14 protein-coding genes are annotated in these 16,203 nt (G+C 42.9%); 5 read left to right on the forward strand and 9 right to left on the reverse strand.

All coding sequences use genetic code 11. From position 1 onward, the window contains the following. Nucleotides 1-795: a glycosyltransferase family 2 protein gene (locus A11Q_RS07265; RefSeq protein ID WP_158320361.1), complete on the reverse strand. Its 795-nt coding sequence runs from the start codon at nt 793-795 to the stop codon at nt 1-3. 31 nt (nt 796-826) lie between these two features. Here A11Q_RS07265 and A11Q_RS07270 point away from each other — a divergent pair, with 31 nt between their 5' ends. Genes A11Q_RS07270 through tsaA form a run of 5 tightly spaced genes read left to right on the forward strand, consistent with a single transcriptional unit; the run spans nt 827 to nt 6,280 of the window. After that, nucleotides 827-1,498: a hypothetical protein gene (locus A11Q_RS07270; RefSeq protein WP_015470153.1), complete on the forward strand. Its 672-nt coding sequence runs from the start codon at nt 827-829 to the stop codon at nt 1,496-1,498. Next, the gene (mreB, locus tag A11Q_RS07275) at nt 1,498-2,538 is read left to right on the forward strand and encodes a rod shape-determining protein (RefSeq protein ID WP_015470154.1); all 1,041 of its coding nucleotides are present in this window, start codon (nt 1,498-1,500) and stop codon (nt 2,536-2,538) included. Before A11Q_RS07270 ends, mreB begins: the two co-directional genes overlap by 1 nt. Nucleotides 2,539-2,598: 60 nt before the next feature. Next, nucleotides 2,599-4,665, forward strand: a complete 2,067-nt coding sequence (gene metG, locus A11Q_RS07280) for a methionine--tRNA ligase (protein WP_015470155.1) — start codon at nt 2,599-2,601, stop codon at nt 4,663-4,665. 38 nt (nt 4,666-4,703) lie between these two features. Further along, nucleotides 4,704-5,483, forward strand: coding sequence for a TrmH family RNA methyltransferase (locus A11Q_RS07285; RefSeq protein WP_015470156.1), 780 nt, complete (start codon nt 4,704-4,706; stop codon nt 5,481-5,483). 38 nt (nt 5,484-5,521) lie between these two features. After that, a complete protein-coding gene (gene tsaA, locus A11Q_RS07290) occupies nt 5,522-6,280 on the forward strand; it encodes a tRNA (N6-threonylcarbamoyladenosine(37)-N6)-methyltransferase TrmO (RefSeq protein WP_015470157.1) in 759 nt (252 codons plus the stop codon). A 121-nt stretch (nt 6,281-6,401) separates the two neighbouring features. On the opposite strand, the gene A11Q_RS07295 is transcribed toward tsaA, so the two are convergent. The 8 genes from A11Q_RS07295 to A11Q_RS07330 all read right to left on the reverse strand — a co-directional run bounded on the left by A11Q_RS07295 (nt 6,402) and on the right by A11Q_RS07330 (nt 16,201). Then, the gene (locus A11Q_RS07295; RefSeq protein ID WP_015470158.1) at nt 6,402-8,459 is read right to left on the reverse strand and encodes a sodium-translocating pyrophosphatase; all 2,058 of its coding nucleotides are present in this window, start codon (nt 8,457-8,459) and stop codon (nt 6,402-6,404) included. Between the two features lie 249 nt (nt 8,460-8,708). Continuing rightward, nucleotides 8,709-9,716 (reverse strand): cysteine synthase A, encoded by a 1,008-nt coding sequence (cysK, locus tag A11Q_RS07300; protein WP_015470159.1) that lies wholly within the window; start codon nt 9,714-9,716, stop codon nt 8,709-8,711. Between the two features lie 135 nt (nt 9,717-9,851). Further along, the gene (locus A11Q_RS07305; RefSeq protein WP_015470160.1) at nt 9,852-11,108 is read right to left on the reverse strand and encodes a type II toxin-antitoxin system HipA family toxin; all 1,257 of its coding nucleotides are present in this window, start codon (nt 11,106-11,108) and stop codon (nt 9,852-9,854) included. Between the two features lie 2 nt (nt 11,109-11,110). Further along, nucleotides 11,111-11,338: a helix-turn-helix domain-containing protein gene (locus A11Q_RS07310; protein WP_015470161.1), complete on the reverse strand. Its 228-nt coding sequence runs from the start codon at nt 11,336-11,338 to the stop codon at nt 11,111-11,113. 140 nt (nt 11,339-11,478) lie between these two features. After that, entirely contained in the window at nt 11,479-12,609 is a 1,131-nt protein-coding gene (locus A11Q_RS07315; RefSeq protein WP_015470162.1) for a glycosyltransferase family 9 protein, read from the reverse strand. A 108-nt stretch (nt 12,610-12,717) separates the two neighbouring features. Continuing rightward, a complete protein-coding gene (locus tag A11Q_RS14065) occupies nt 12,718-12,999 on the reverse strand; it encodes a helix-turn-helix domain-containing transcriptional regulator (RefSeq protein ID WP_041575163.1) in 282 nt (93 codons plus the stop codon). Nucleotides 13,000-13,373: 374 nt separating this feature from the next. Further along, a complete protein-coding gene (gene galE, locus A11Q_RS07325; protein WP_015470165.1) occupies nt 13,374-14,342 on the reverse strand; it encodes a UDP-glucose 4-epimerase GalE in 969 nt (322 codons plus the stop codon). Between the two features lie 11 nt (nt 14,343-14,353). Continuing rightward, entirely contained in the window at nt 14,354-16,201 is a 1,848-nt protein-coding gene (locus tag A11Q_RS07330) for a polysaccharide biosynthesis protein (protein WP_015470166.1), read from the reverse strand. Nucleotides 16,202-16,203: the final 2 nt, after the last annotated feature.

Below are 16,203 nucleotides of genomic sequence, written 5' to 3' on the forward strand. Positions count from 1 at the left end.
TTAACCCTCCAGCTCTTTCAGTTTAACCCATTTTAGGTAAACCGAATAGGCCGCATTCCGTGCGATTACATATCCCGCCCAGCCATCTAAAAGACCCAACTTCCAGAAATAGCATTCAACAAATTTTACATAAGGCTTTGTTAAAAAATGAAACAGAGAGAATCGCTTCCCTCGATCCCACATTTCTTGCGCCTGCAATGAAGAGTATTTATTATTCGTGCGAACCTGATCTGCAACATTTAAGAATACATAGTGATTTAAGTGAGATACAAATTTTTCATAAGAACTCGCTTCCACTTTTTCATGAATTTTAGCTTCATTCCAATTCGCAAATTTTCTGTTGAACAGCCTGATCTGATAATCGGGATACCAACCACCATGACGAATCCAACGCTTCATGTGATAAGACAGCCGAGGAACTTTGTAGGCTACCTTAGGATTCAAATCAGGAAGTCTTTTTTGTATCTCTTGCTGTAAAGCCATATCGACTTCTTCATCACAGTCCAAAGAGAGGATCCAATCACAGTGAGCATTTTGAACAGCCATTCTTTTACTAGGACCAAACCCTAACCATTCCCCTTGCACGACTCGTGCGCCCATTTTTTTAGCAATCTCGATCGTGTTATCTGTAGAGCCGGAATCATACACCACAATATCTTCCGCCCACTGAACAGACGATAGGGCTCGTTGAATATTACGCTCTTCATTCAAAGCAATCAGGGTCACAGTAATAGGAATTTTGATCTTTTGCTCACTCACATTTTTTATGTCACAACCTTTCATCTTTGTTGTCAAACCAAACTCATGACAGCTAACATATTGAGATATGTTCAATTTTTTCAAAAAATCCGTAAAAAAATCTGTCAACACATCTATTCGCATCTTCATCTTTGGTTTTGGATTTCTAATTCTAAACTCCCTCATAGCTCCATGCGTATCGCATGCCTACTTATCGCTCAATGAAACAGGCGAGCTTTTGCGCGAAGGCGACTTCCGTCTTGGAGCTATTCCACAAGCTTACCTCTCTGACGGCGGCGGAACTAACATCGCAGCCTTTATGGATTTCAACGTATCACCAGCCGTTAACTCTCGCCTCTTGATCGGTGGCGGCTCCACTGACTTTTGGGCTCAAGCTTCTGCCAAATGGGTCCCATTTCCAGATTATCAAAATCAACCGGCTATGGGTTTACGCGGAGCTTTGATCTATGCGCGCGATAACAAATTAAATTTCTATAATATTCAAATCGCACCTATCATCAGTAAGGTCACTGACAGTGCTTATGGAAAAATGATTCCTTACATCGGCTTACCTATCACTGTTATTTATTCAGAGAACCGCAGCACAACAGCTATGCAATTCGCAGTTGGAAACGAATGGGTTGTCAGTCAAGACTTCCAAGTGGGAGCCGAATTAGATTTAAATTTGTCCAACACGACAACAGCGATCTCTTTACACCTTAACTTCCCTTTTGATGGCAGAATAGGATACAGAAAATAATGTTTAATTGGTTATTCGGATCTTCTTCCGGCAGCGCAGATATCTACATTGATCTTGGAACAGCCAACACTCTTATCGCCGTTAAGGACAAAGGCATCGTTTTAAATGAGCCAAGTCAGGTGATGGTTACCGAGAACAGTCTTAAACGTCGTAAAATTTTAGGCGTTGGCCTTGAAGGCGTCGAGATCTCGAAAAACAATCCTGGACATATTATCACCATTAAACCGATTCGCGATGGCGTGATCGCCGACTTCGATGCAACACGGGCTATGCTCAAATACTTCATCGGTAAAGTTATTAAAAGCCACTCTTTATCACGCCCTTCCATTGTTGTTTCTTTGCCTTATGGCGTAACCGAAGTGGAAAAGAAATCTGTTATTGAAACCTGCCGTTCATCTGGAGCTAGCAAAACTTATTTGATTGATGAGCCTATGGCTGCGGCTATCGGCGCCGGACTTCCAATCAAAGAAGCCTCTGGGCAAATGATCATTGATATTGGCGGTGGAACAACAGAGATAGCCGTCATTGCCTTGGCTGATATCGTCTACTGTGAAGCCTTACGATTAGGCGGTCACAAGTTTGATGAAAATATCATTCGCTATATTAAAGAAACTAAAAATTTAGTGATCTCGGAAACGACTGCTGAGTTTTTAAAAATTGAATTGGGTACAGCTTTACCAAAAAAGAATATCACCAGCTGCGAAATCGAAGGCCGCGACTTAGACACTGGTTTTACTCGCAAACAAGTGGTGACTTCCGAGGAAGTTGGTCAGGCTCTTTCGGATTCAATTCAACAAATTGTCCATGGTATTTTGAATGCATTGGAAAACACTCCTCCTGAGTTGGTTTCTGATATTATCGGTAATGGAATCACCCTTGCTGGTGGTGGAGCCCTGATAAAAGAACTCCCAGCCAAAATCGAGGCCGAGGTCCGCATCCCCGTTCGCGTGGTGGAATATCCGTTAATCGCTATTGCTATTGGGGGCGAAAAAGTTCTTTCAGATCCAGATCTTTTAGACAAGATCCAGCTCGAAGTTTAATCCAAACTGCAATCTGATTGGCTCTCTGACTTTTTATACTGTTTTATTTAAAGAGGTTTTATGACGACTCTGGTAAAAAATTCTACAAAACGACAAATCGTAATGACCTGCGCACTTCCTTATGCCAATGGCCCTATTCACTTAGGTCACATGATCGAACATATCGAGGCTGATATTTACGCTCGCTTTCAAAAAATGCGTGGACACGAGTGTATTTTTATTTGTGCCGACGATACACACGGAACTCCGATCATGATTAAAGCGCGCGAACAGGGCATCACACCTGAGCAATTAATCGCGCGCTCTTTTGATGACCACTGTAAAGATTTTTCTGATTTTAATATTCAATTCGATCACTACGGCTCGACTAACTCAGATGAAAACCGCCAATTATGTGAACTCTTTTACGAGCGCATGAGCGCAGGACAACATGTTCACAAGAAGCCTATCGAACAACTTTACTGTGAACATGACAAAATGTTCCTACCGGATCGCTTCGTTAAAGGGACCTGTCCTAAATGTAAAACCACCGATCAATATGGTGACTCATGCGACTCTTGCGGAGCCACATACTCACCACAGGATTTAATTGGGCCGGGCTGTTCTTTATGCGGAACGCCTCCCGTAAAAAAATCTTCAGATCACATATTCTTTAAGCTAAATAGCTTTAAAGAATATCTAAAAGAGTGGCTTCCCCAACACACCTCATCTGAAATATCTAAAAAGATGATGGAGTGGTTTAATGAAGATCTACGCGATTGGGATATCTCGCGCGATGAGCCTTACTTCGGTTTTGCAATCCCTGGCGAAAAAGGAAAGTATTTCTACGTTTGGGTAGATGCCCCAATGGGATATGTTTCGTCGCTAGATCAGTGGGCCAAGAAAAATAATCGCCAATTGAGTGAGTTCTGGTCTGCCGATTCTAAAACAGAAATTTACCACTTTATCGGAAAAGATATCGTCTACTTCCATACGCTTTTTTGGCCCGCGTTGCTGAAAAGTGCCGGATTCAAATCACCAACAGGAATCAACGTCCATGGACACGTGATGGTGAATGGCGAAAAGATGAGTAAGTCTAAAGGGACTTTTATTGCAGCACGAGTGTATTTGAACCATCTTGACCCACAATTTTTACGTTATTATTACGCAACAAAAATCAATGGCAGCATTGATGATATGGATTTAAATTTTGATGACTTCACTTCGCGCGTGAACTCAGATCTTGTTGGTAAAATTGTCAATCTAGCATCCCGTGGTGCACAAATGCTTTCTAAAAAAATGGATAGCACTATGAGCACTCCGGATGAAGCTGGATTAAAAGTGCTTAGCCAGATTGACCATCATGCCGAACAGATTGCTAAGTATTATGATGTGCGCGATTTTGCAAAAGCCACCACTTTGATTCGTGAGTGCGCTGAAATCACCAATAAGTACTTTGATGAAAAAGCTCCGTGGAAGACGTTAGAAACCGATCCCGCTGGGACCAAACAAGTTTTAACCACGACTTTAAATGCTTTTAGAAAAATAGCCATCTTCCTACAGCCTGTCTTGCCAGCTATGGCCCAACAGGTAGCCACATTGCTAGGTGAAAGATCTTACGTTTGGAACGATCACACTGCTATGCTGACAAATCACAAAGTTAATGACTACGTTCATTTAGCTCAGCGTGTGGACCCAGAAAAAATTAAGTCTATGATCGAAGAGCAAAAGCAAATCTACGCAGCCGTTGAAAAACCGAAAAAACCTGCTACTGCCGCTACTTCAGTCAAAGGTGCCAAAGCAGAAACCGCAGCTCCTACTGAAATTGAATTTGAAGACTTTGCTAAGATTGATTTACGTATTGCTCAAATTATTGAAGCCGAAGAAATCAAAGAAGCCGATAAGTTGCTTCGCCTTAAAGTCGAGCTAGAATCAGGTAACACAAAACAAATTATTGCCGGAATTAAATCTGCTTACTCGGCAGAAAAACTATTGGGTCGCAAAGTTTTGATCTGCGCCAACCTTAAACCGCGCAAGATGAAGTTCGGCATCAGCGAAGGAATGGTTCTAGCCGCTGGAGATGGCGGAACTGATTTATTCGTTTTGTCTGCGGATGAAGGTGCTAAAGCTGGCAGTAAAGTAAAATAAGTAAGACAAAATAGGTAAGTAAGCAGAGTAAAAAAGCTATGTCGACAAAAGCTAAATTAGAAGAAATATACAATTTGTTTCAAGGTCTCGAGATGGACTCTCGGGATGGACAATTTGATGAACCCCTACTTGAACATTTAATTAGCTGTATTACGGAATTAGAAAAGTCAGAGGATCCTATCCTGCAAAAATTGTCTAAGTACAAAACTCATTTGAATCCTCAGATGACACTGCGACACTTTTCAACCATTGCAGTTCCCTTCGAACGCTATCTAAAAAAGACTGTGCAAGACGATGACTTTTTAGTTTCCAGTACGGACCGCGATCACCTTGTCACTGAGCGCGTACCCCTACATTTTGTTGTCGATAATATGAGGTCTGCATTTAATGTGGGCTCTATCTTTAGAACCGCAGACACTTTAGGAGCGAAAAAAATCTGGCTAACAGGTTACACGCCTACTCCGCACCAACCTCAGGTGGAAAAGTCAGCCTTGGGTGCGGCGTTTATTATGGATTGGCAAACCACTAGTTTTACCCAAGCCATTGAAGAGTTAAAAGCAGCAGGCACATATATTATCGCACTGGAAACATCAGCAAAAGCCTTGGACATCGGTTACCCTTATCAAGAAAATAAACCTATGGCGTTTGTCATTGGAAATGAAAGATTTGGGCTTGATGCGGATCAATTGGCTCTCTGTGATGAAATTCGCCGAATTCCTACATTTGGAATAAAGAATTCTTTGAATGCCGCCACCGCCGCTGCTATTGCTGGATATGAGTGGCGCAAACAGTGGAATGAAAGCAAAATCAAAGTTTGAGGTAGGCCGTACCTTATCCGGTAATATAAAGGGGTCTGATGATTTTAAAACCGATCGGATATTTTAAATCCCAACAGAAAGAATCCTATCAGGCCGGCCGACAACCCGATCCACTAGGACTACACGGAACAATTCAACTCAGTTCCGGTGAAAATTATGAACAGGCCTTGCAAGATCTGATTGGCTGTTCCCATATCTGGCTGATTTTCGGCTTTCACCACAATCCGAATTGGAAACCGCTAGTGCAGACTCCGCGTTCGGACCGCAAAATCGGTGTATTCGCCACTCGGGCACCTTACCGCCCTAACCCGATCGGCCTGAGTCTGGTTAAGTTGATCGATATTAAAAACCTAGAAATTGAAGTCGGCGAAAATGATCTGCTGGATGGTTCACCGATTTACGACATTAAGCCTTATCATCCTGAACATGATGTGGCCGAAGATGCTCATATCGAATGGCTTGAAAGTTCTTTAGTTCAAAAGCATCAAATTTCATTTTCCCCTTTAGTCGAATCACAGCTAGAGTTCTTAGAAGGACATGGCCTACGAGAGTTAAAAGCTTTTATTCTTCGCCAATTGGAATATGATCCCACCAACTCTGATAAAAAACGTGTCACGTCCAATGGGCACTACTGGACACTGGCTTATCGCACATGGCGTATTGATTTCAGTTTATCAGAGAAACAAATAGGTATTCTTTCCATTCGTTCGGGTTACACCGACGAAGAACTGCAAGACCTGAACACCGATACCTATCAAGACAAAGAAACTCATCGCCTTTTTAGTCGCGAGTTCTAAGAAACACCTCACTTACTACACACAGAAAAACCCAATAAAAAAGGCCACCTTTCGGCAGCCTTTTTTATTTTTATGCACACCCTACTTTCGGAAGCATTGCGTCCGTAAATAGGGCCTGGCACTATTTAAGCGCGATCAATTGAGCGATCAATAAGCTCACAACTGACATAACTTTGATTAGGATCGCAATACCCGGTCCTGAAGTATCTTTGAATGGGTCACCAACAGTGTCACCGATAACTGCCGCTTTGTGAGCGTCAGAACCTTTTTTGTGACCTGGCAATCCACCTTTTTCGATGAATTTCTTAGCGTTATCCCATGCTCCACCCGCGTTGGCCATGAACAAGCTCATTGTTGCTCCGACAGCTAAACCACCAGCTAACATACCAGCTAATGCTTGAGGACCCATCAAGAAACCTACAGCTACTGGAGCTACAACAGCTACCATACCTGGCAAGATCATTTCATATAATGCCGCTGTAGTTGCGATATCTACGATCTTCGCTGGTTGAGGCTCAGCCTTACCTTGCAATAGACCTGGGATCTCTTTGAATTGACGAGCGATCTCAACCACGATTTTACCAGCAGCTTTACCTACTGAAGTCATCGTTGTTGCACCGACTAGGAATGGCAAGATCGAACCAATCAAGATACCGATCAAAACTCCTGAAGATGTTAAATCCAATTGCATCGCTTCAAGACCAGCGCCTTGACGTACGTGATTCACTTCCATATTGAAAGCCGAGAATAATGCCACAACCGTCAAGATGGCAGAACCAATCGCAAAACCTTTACCGATAGCTGCTGTTGTATTTCCAACTGCATCTAATTCGTCTGTGATTTCACGAACTTTAGGATCCAAACCTGACATTTCAGAAATACCACCAGCATTATCTGCGATAGGACCATAAGCATCAACTGTCATCACAACAGCTGTACCTGCCAACATACCCACAGCAGAAAGGGCAATACCGTATAAACCTAAGAAGTGATCAGCAATGTAAGCTGCGATCACCACGATGATGATAGGAAGAGCTACTGATTCCATACCCACAGCTAAACCACGGATAACACCAGTACCAGCACCTGTTTGAGCGGCTTCAGCCACCAAACGGATTGGCTTCATAGCTGTGTAGTATTCAGTTACTAAACCAATAAGAGCTCCACCGAACGCACCTGCAGCTAAAGCCCAAGTTACGTTTTGAGTTACACCGATCATTGGCATCACGATGAAAGAAACAATCGTCAGAATTACCGGAGGTAACATCAATGACGAACGTAATACTGTAGCTGGCTTAAAGTTTTTCAAAGCACGCGCCATGAAGATCACGATGATTGAAATGATCAAACCAAGAGTCGAAAGAACCAATGGAAGAGTTACACCCATCAAACGAGCTTGCTCAACTGTCGCATCCGCAGAAGCCATGATGTTTGGCAAAGTCGTGATTGTTAATGCAATCGCCATTGCCGAAACGATCGCAGCTACCATAGATTCATAGATGTCCGCGCCCATACCGGCAACGTCACCTACGTTATCACCTACGTTATCCGCGATAACGCCCGGATTACGAGGATCATCTTCAGGGATGTTTTCGATAACTTTACCCGCGATATCCGCACCCACGTCAGCAGCTTTTGTGTAGATACCACCACCGATACGCGCGAATAATGCGATAGAAGAAGCACCAACTGCAAATGAGTGCAGGATAGTTCCTACGTGTTCAGACGTTTGGTAGAAGTAATAAACAAGGCCCAAACCAAGTAAACCCAAAGCGGCAACAGAAAGACCCATAACCGCGCCGCCATCTAAAGCGACCAGCAAGGCATTACCTTTTGTCGATACCGCAGCAGCTTGAGTTGTACGTACGTTCGCAAAAGTTGCGGCTTTCATACCGACAAAACCTGCAAACAATGACAAGGCAGCACCGATGATGAACCACAACGCTGCTAAGCTACCCAAAGCATAGAACATCAAAGCGCCGACTACTAAACAGTAGACTGCCAACACTTTGTATTCACGTACTAAGAACGCCATCGCACCTTCACGGATATAACCCGCAATACGATTCATAGTTTCGTTTCCTGAAGGCTGTGCCTTCACTCGGAAGTAAAGAACTGCAGCGATGATTAACCCTACAACTCCGGCAATAATCGGCGATATCAAATAAATTGAATCCATAATCCAGATAACTCCTTGTTTTGATAAGCTAAAGCTAGAGTTATCAGGTACTTAAGTCAAAGAAATTGCAGAGATCTCAATGGGATGATGAAGGCTTAGGCAGACTAGTTAATTTGATCAGCAGAAGTTCGACATCAGCGCGATGGTTGAGCCTGATAGTTGATGAATGTTGATGTGCCTTGTGCCTAAAGTTAGGTGTCGGCATGATGTACCAACACCTAACATTGGGCGGAAGACACCCAAAAAGATCTACAATCCCGGATACACTTCGTCGATCTTTTTTAGCCATTCTTCCGGCACTGTTTGCACAGCTAAAGCCGCCGCTTTTTCGCGCTCTGGTTGAGCCAACAAAGTGGACAAATAGCGTTCGGAATAGCTGGGAACAATCACGACGATTTTCTTACCTTTGTTTTCGGGCAATTTTGCCAAACGCAAACCCACAGTAATCGACGCGCCGGATGAAATTCCCACGGGAATCCCTTCGCGCTTGATCACCTCACGGGCCATCGCTAAGGCTTCGTCACTGCTCACTTGCTCGATTTGATCGACCACTTTTTTATCGTAAACACGTGGGACAAAACCCGCGCCGATACCTTGAATTTTATGAGGCCCACCTTTACCACCAGATAATACCGGAGACTCCGTCGGCTCTACCGCCACCATCTGTACAGAAGCTTTGCGTGACTTCAGCACTTGGCCCACGCCACTGATCGTTCCCGCTGTTCCGACCCCAGAAACTACGATGTCCACTTGTCCATCGGTGTCTTTCCAGATCTCTTCAGCTGTGGTTTTGCTATGAACTTCTGGATTTGCTTTATTTGTAAATTGTGATGGAAAAAAGGCGTTGGAGTTTTCACTGACCATTTGCATCGCTTTTGCGATAGCTCCACGCATTCCATTTGCTCCCGGAGTTAAGACAAGCTCGGCTCCCAGTAAAAGCAATAGCGTGCGGCGCTCTTGAGACATGGTTTCTGGCATCACTAAGGTTAGCTTGTAACCTTTGGCAGCAGCGACAAAGGCCAAAGCGATTCCGGTATTGCCAGAAGTGGGCTCGATGATTTCCATTCCTTGTTTTAAGGCCCCAGATTTTTCAGCATCCTCAATCATATTCAAACCAATACGATCTTTGACCGATCCCAATGGATTGAAGAATTCTAATTTCAAATAAATATCGGCAACTGAATCCGCATTGAGCCTTTGCATTTTAACTAATGGTGTACGGCCGATTGTTTTGGTGATGTCAGAGTAGACTTGCATGGGGGACCTCGCATAAAAAATTAACCTAAACTCAGTTTATTTTAACTCTTGTCGTCTATGGTGGGCAGTCTAGTTTCAGTGAAACATAGAGGAAACTGCTCCTTGAAATTGCGGCGTCGCATCTGGCTTCATATATTATGTGGAAAAAGCTCTTTCGACACGCTGACTTAAAGACTTCACCTCAGTAGCCACTGTCCGGATAAACGAGTAGGCCGAAGTTCCCTGAAATAGCTTGGCTTGCTCGTCAGCCTGCGCCAGAAGAGTATCCACGATAGGCAATGCGATCTCGCGTCGTAATTTGTCGTAACTGTAGTTGACGTCGTTTGCCAACTGCCTCCAATGATTTTCAGATAAGTTCGCTCCGTCAAATAGGCCTCCGATACTCATGGCCTGATTTTTAGTTAAGTTGCTGTAGATCCGAGTACAAAGCAAATCGTAAAACGGACTTAATCGCCAACGGCGATCCGCCGACATTAAAAAAGAGATATTTTTACCGTGGTGATCACAATTGCCAACACAGACATTGAACACTAACCATTTCAGCAACTGCTCTAGGTCCTCTAGCGGGGAAACACTGATATCTTCAACAAAATTAAACGCCTGAACAAATGTGGGACCACCCTCTTCTTCGTATTTTTGCTGATAGGAAATCCCCATGGCTTGGCAAAGATCCTCTTGATGCAATCTTTGCGGCAGTCCTTTTACTTTGCCCTCTGTCCGGTCATAGCGCTCCACCAGCAATCCCGTAAACGTGCCATGCCGTACCAGCTGCACAGGCATCATCTTGAAGTCGCAATCTAGTGCCAACTGAGAAATATAGTATTCATTTTCAGTCAGATAGGCGTAGTCTTTACTGGGAAATTTCAGAATATGCGAGCTCGGGGCTCCACCACTGGGAAGGAAATACTTCCCACCCTGCACCGATAGCGCCACTTTGTCTTGGGCTCCAGCCAAACTAAGCCTGATATCTTTTCCTTCAAATCCCAGATAAAAAATCGGCTGCTCAGCATAGATGCGAGATATTTTCGCCAAACTGATCGGGATATATTTTTCCGACTCTGTTTGGGTCGATTCGCCCGCAGAGCCTATAGTAAAAGCACCGGCACAATCTTCGCCCAATGCCTGCAAAAGCGAAAAGTCATTCTCTTCGCTGACACCTAAGCGCTTCGCGATCAGCTTACGCAGCTTTCCTTCCGGCAAAAGATTCCCGAAATAAACCGCAGCACCCTCAACATAAGTCACGGAATCCAACGGAAGACTGTGGGATAAAGCGAAAGAGCGGGGATCCGTTAGCCATTCCTTTGTGTATTCAAAACAAAGTTGGCCTTCAAAATCCAGATATAGCTTTCCTATTGGCCGTGAATCATAAAAAACAGCTAAGGATGGCACCATGGTTAAACCTCCGACTCACGATCCCCGATTTGCAGCTCAAAGCCCATACGGTTCAGAACTCGCAATGTCAGCCCCAAGTCGTAAGTTTCTTTTTTTCCACCCTCGAGCTCAGAAATAAACCGTCTCCCTACCCCACACATTTCCGCCAGATCTGTCTGAGACAGTTTTTTCTTTTTTCTTTTTTGCTGAATTAATCGGCCTATGTCTTTGGGTTTGTTTACTTTTGCCATATACAAATGATCCCGTACGGGATCAAAATAGTCAATATTTAATAAATGATCCCGTACGGGATCAAAATGAGTAAAAGTAGTGTTCTGTTCCCGTACGGGAACAAAATAGCTCTGGGTGAATCTGCCGAGCCAGCATTTGATTAAAGAGGCCTGTCTATTATTGAAGAAACGGCCTTTATAACTTCACTCACATTTACATTATTAATATCATCCGGAGCTGATTCTTTAGACGCCGCGGTAACAACCACAGCTTGTGTTCCAAATGGTCCCCAGATGACAGCGTTACTTTCAGCTGGATTCCGCTCTTCACGATAAACAGCGACCACTTTCTTTTTTAGAGCCGAGGCTACATGCACCCATGCGGTGTCGGGAGTAATTAAGATGTCCGCCTTATTCAAAATCGCCATATTTTCCTGAAGAGTCGAAAATTCGGGATTATGAATCCATCGGCTGTCTGGCGCCTCAGATATCCACTCATTTAGAATTCTATGGTCCCCTATATTGGCCACACTTAGCACGCAAGCCTCGGGCCACCGCTGCAACAGTTCACTGACAATTTTCTTTGTCGTTTGTAAATTAAAATTTCGCAGTCGAGCCCCAGCAAAACTGTTAAGAACAATGATCTGCCGATATTTTTTGCGCAGATCTTGTAAATAAGCCTCGGCTTTTCGCGCCGACTCTAATTCAATATTCACCTGATAACTCAAATCTGCCTTGGACAGCTTCATCGCCGTTAGCACTTTTTGATAACGATCTGTGATGTGCTCGGCATGAAAATCAATAGAAAGACAGTCGGAAAAGATCCCTTTCATTTTAAGATTTTCAAAAGAAATTTTTCGGAAAGCCTTCAGGAAACTATTCAAAAAAATCACCTGTGGGGTTAAGATATGTGACGTATTGACAATGTAGGCGTAACTATTACGTTTCAATTGCGCAAATAACGCCAACGTCGACCCTATCCCTTTTTGACCAATCAGAACTTGATCGATAAAACTCAGGGACTGATAAATCTCAGCGGCTCCTTTGTTGGTGGCGACTATAAGTTGATAATCAGGATATGAGTTTTTAATAGCTCTTAAAAACCCTGTGGCCGTTACACTGTCCCCTACCTTGCCATCTAAGCGCAAAACTAAAATCTTTTTGTCAGCTTTATCTTCAGTTAGAAACCTTGAAAAGGGACCAAATACAAACCTCGCCATTTGTAGTTTCCACGCACGCATTTTGTCGATTCTTTTGTGGTTCCAATGGCGGATGCGTTGGTTTAAGGTCATAAGGGTATTATCTAAAGCCCGACATGTTAAGGCAACCTGTTTTCAATGATAATGAGGACAACTTAACTTACCTCTAAGGGTTCAGAGTACGGACGGATCTTGAGTTCGTCAGGCTGCGCTCTTATCAAAGGCTGTCATAATCTTGCAGAGTGTATCTAGGGATGGATTACCTTGCTTACCCGTGGCTTCATACACTACAGTACGGCTTAGTCCTGTCCGACGACAGACCTCTAGAATATTATGAGTTCTTACGTACCCGGCCAGTATTTCAATAAAAGCTTCTCGGTCACCATCGAATAAGGACTCTGCGAGAGCTAATTTGATTTCTTTATGGTTTTTAAAAATGTGACTTGGGTCATGCGGTATCAGTTGCAACCCGTTACTGAGCATGAATTTTCTCGGCGATCTTTTGTGCTTTTTTGATATCTTTATCTTGCCCATTTTTATTACCTCCTAGAATCAAGAACACTGCCATGCTCTGCAATATTCAGCAAGCGACCGTCAATTTGCGCTCTGACTTTTGGACTCTGCTTCTTATACCAAACTGTATACTCTTCTGTTGCAAGAAATACAGTTAGTCTTGATTGTACGCTATTCCGTACAAAATAGCAAGCCCATTTGTTATCCATAAAACACCTTCAGCAAGAAGGCTGTACAAAGGAATTACCAATGTCTGAAGCTACCTATTCGAATAGAGTAAATTTTCCGAAATGGGATTTCAAAATACGGACAAAGTGCATTTGCGGGAAGACTTCAAATAACTTCTATTCGTGTTGGCGTTTCATCCACTGATACGTCGAAACGCAGATTTCTTTTAATGGGTCTTCAAAGCGGGATTTCCAGTTCAGATGTTGTTTTAATAATTGTGTGTCCCCGACTAGGTAAGCCGGATCTCCTTGACGACGTGGTGCAGTTTTCTTTTGAATTTTTACATTGTTGTACTTTTCAAAATTTTCTACGATTTGATGGATTGAAAATCCCTCTTCATAACCACAATTAAGAATTAAAGATGTAAAATTTTTTTTGAAGTATTTTAAACAGGCTATGTGAATATCTGCAATATCTTCAACGTGAATGTAGTCACGTACACAGGTACCATCATTTGTTGGATAATCGTGTCCATTAATATTGAATGGTCTATCCTCAATAGCCGCTTTTGCCAAATGAAAAAATAACCGTTGCGAGCCCTGCCCACGTGGTCCATTGGTTAAGTCCTGCCTCGCACCAGCCACATTGAAGTAACGTAAAATTATATAGTTGATTTTTGAATGACAAATCAGCTCCTCACAGGCCAGCTTTGTACGACCATAAGGATTTATGGCTCTCTGTTTATCAGTTTCCTTCAGTTTACCCCTTCCATTCACATCACCATAGATTGTAGAGGAAGACGAAAAAATTAGATTGGAAACTTTAAACTCCTTACAGCAACTCAAAATATTTTTCGTGCCGATGATGTTATTTTCTTCGTAGTCTTTTTCGCGAGAGAAGGATTCTTCAACTATCGCTAGACCAGCCAAGTGAATCACATAAGAAAACTTATGTTTCGCAAAAATTTCCCGTAAAGAATTTTTATCACGGATATCTGTTAGATAAAATGGAATACTGGGGTGTAAAGCTTCACGATGTCCATTAGATAAATTGTCGAGGGCTATGGCATTGTAACCTAGGTTTTGTAATTCGTTAGCTGTATGAGAGCCGATATAACCGGCGGCACCGGTAATAAGAATATCCACAACAATAAGTATTACTTAGCCGGCAGATATTCTTTTACTGATTTTCTTAAAATTTCTATAACTTTACCTGCATCCTGCTCATCACAACCAACCTTTAATAACTCAAGCAAGCCCATCAAATCTGAAAATTCTATAAAGTCCTCATCGGCTTTCATTATTCTTGGATGTTGCGTTATACCCACATTGTATCCAATCAAAAGCTCTTCATACAATTTCTCACCCGGCCTTAAACCAATATATTGAATGGCTATGTCACCCCTTTTAGTTTCAGGGTCTTTAACTTCTAGGCCACTTAGCACAATCATTTTTTTTGCTAGATCTGAGATACGTACTGACTCACCCATATCGAGAACAAAAACCTCTCCACCCGCTCCCATCGCACCAGCTTGCAAAACAAGCTGAGATGCCTCAGGTATTGTCATAAAATATCTTGTGACTTCTGGATGAGTGACCGTCACTGGGCCACCATTACGTATCTGCTCTCGAAACAGTGGAACAACAGATCCTGACGAACCCAAGACATTTCCAAATCTGACCATGCAAAATCGCGTAGATGGCTTTTTACTAGCCAATGCTTGTAAGATTAGCTCTGCAAGCCTTTTTGTAGCACCCATAACATTGGTAGGCCTCACCGCTTTATCAGTGGATATAAGTACAAATGTTTCAACCTTTTGATCAATCGCCGCTTTGGCAACATTTAAAGTTCCAAAGACATTATTCATAACTCCTGCTACTATGTTAGCTTCCACCAAGGGTACATGCTTGTATGCTGCCGCATGATATATCGTCTTAACATCGTATTGCCGTATAACTCGATCAACAGATTGCTTGTCTAAAACATCGCCTAAAATAGGAACCACTTCAGCATGGCAACAGAGCTCAGACAGCTCTCGTTCAATCTTATATAATAAATACTCTGACCTTTCGAATAAAATCACGCGAGCGGGGTGATGTCTTAATATTTGCCTACATAGTTCAGATCCAATCGAACCTCCAGCTCCAGTAACTAAAACAACTTTTTTCTCTATACAAACGGATATTAAATGTTCAAACGGCGGTACTGGATCGCGACCTAGTAAATCTTCAATACCTACTTCTCTAATGTCATCAACCTTCACTTGCCCAGTAACCAACTCCCCCATACCTGGGATTGTTTTTAAGTGAATATTTTTGCCTTCAAAGCGTCGTATGATCTCACGACGCTTTGATCGTGGTGCCGAGGGCACGGCTAGTAATAACTGATTGCAGCCATATTGTAACATGGTTTCTTCAGCTAGCTTCGGATTAAATACACGTATCCCCGCTATAGTCGTCCCGTGTAACTCGACGTTATCATCAAAAAATAATACAGGCTTATACTCTGGGCCGTTCATCAAAGCTAAGGCCGTCTGAAGCCCCGCCTTGCCTCCACCGTAAATAGCAACTTTCTGCTTGTAGCGTTCCTTAGACTCTAGCGAAAGCAGAATTCCTCTTGCTAAATATCTACTTGCGGCAATGTAAAGCGCAGAAAGTATCCAATAAATAATAATTGAAGAGCGCGGCAATCCTTGAACCCGTGTCATTGTCACTATCGTTGTCAACAAAAGCACCGAAATAGTTACCCCATATAACACTGTTTTCATAATTTCAGTGTCTACATAGCGTATCACAGCCCTATAAAGACCCAATCGCGCAAAGATCGGAATGGTAAATAAAGGTAAAACACCGAATAACCACCAATAATCTTGAACATACGGCTGAAATGTCCCAAAACGAAGTGCAACTGCCGACCATAAAGCTAATGGTAAAAGAATTAGATCACTAAAAAGCACTATTAAAATTTTGATTCGTCGAGGTAATCGGGCCACTGACATATGCATGC

The organism is Pseudobdellovibrio exovorus JSS, assembly GCF_000348725.1.
Lineage (GTDB): Bacteria > Bdellovibrionota > Bdellovibrionia > Bdellovibrionales > Bdellovibrionaceae > Pseudobdellovibrio > Pseudobdellovibrio exovorus.

Coding starts and splice junctions, on each gene's coding strand:
- mreB (WP_015470154.1), top strand. CDS start 1,498: ATGTTTAATTGGTTATTCGGATCTTCTTCCGGCAGCGCAGATATCTAC.
- A11Q_RS14065 (WP_041575163.1), bottom strand. CDS start 12,999: ATGCTCAGTAACGGGTTGCAACTGATACCGCATGACCCAAGTCACATT.
- tsaA (WP_015470157.1), top strand. CDS start 5,522: ATGATTTTAAAACCGATCGGATATTTTAAATCCCAACAGAAAGAATCC.
- A11Q_RS07315 (WP_015470162.1), bottom strand. CDS start 12,609: ATGACCTTAAACCAACGCATCCGCCATTGGAACCACAAAAGAATCGAC.
- A11Q_RS07295 (WP_015470158.1), bottom strand. CDS start 8,459: ATGGATTCAATTTATTTGATATCGCCGATTATTGCCGGAGTTGTAGGG.
- metG (WP_015470155.1), top strand. CDS start 2,599: ATGACGACTCTGGTAAAAAATTCTACAAAACGACAAATCGTAATGACC.
- cysK (WP_015470159.1), bottom strand. CDS start 9,716: ATGCAAGTCTACTCTGACATCACCAAAACAATCGGCCGTACACCATTA.
- A11Q_RS07330 (WP_015470166.1), bottom strand. CDS start 16,201: ATGCATATGTCAGTGGCCCGATTACCTCGACGAATCAAAATTTTAATA.
- A11Q_RS07305 (WP_015470160.1), bottom strand. CDS start 11,108: ATGGTGCCATCCTTAGCTGTTTTTTATGATTCACGGCCAATAGGAAAG.
- A11Q_RS07285 (WP_015470156.1), top strand. CDS start 4,704: ATGTCGACAAAAGCTAAATTAGAAGAAATATACAATTTGTTTCAAGGT.
- A11Q_RS07310 (WP_015470161.1), bottom strand. CDS start 11,338: ATGGCAAAAGTAAACAAACCCAAAGACATAGGCCGATTAATTCAGCAA.
- A11Q_RS07270 (WP_015470153.1), top strand. CDS start 827: ATGTTCAATTTTTTCAAAAAATCCGTAAAAAAATCTGTCAACACATCT.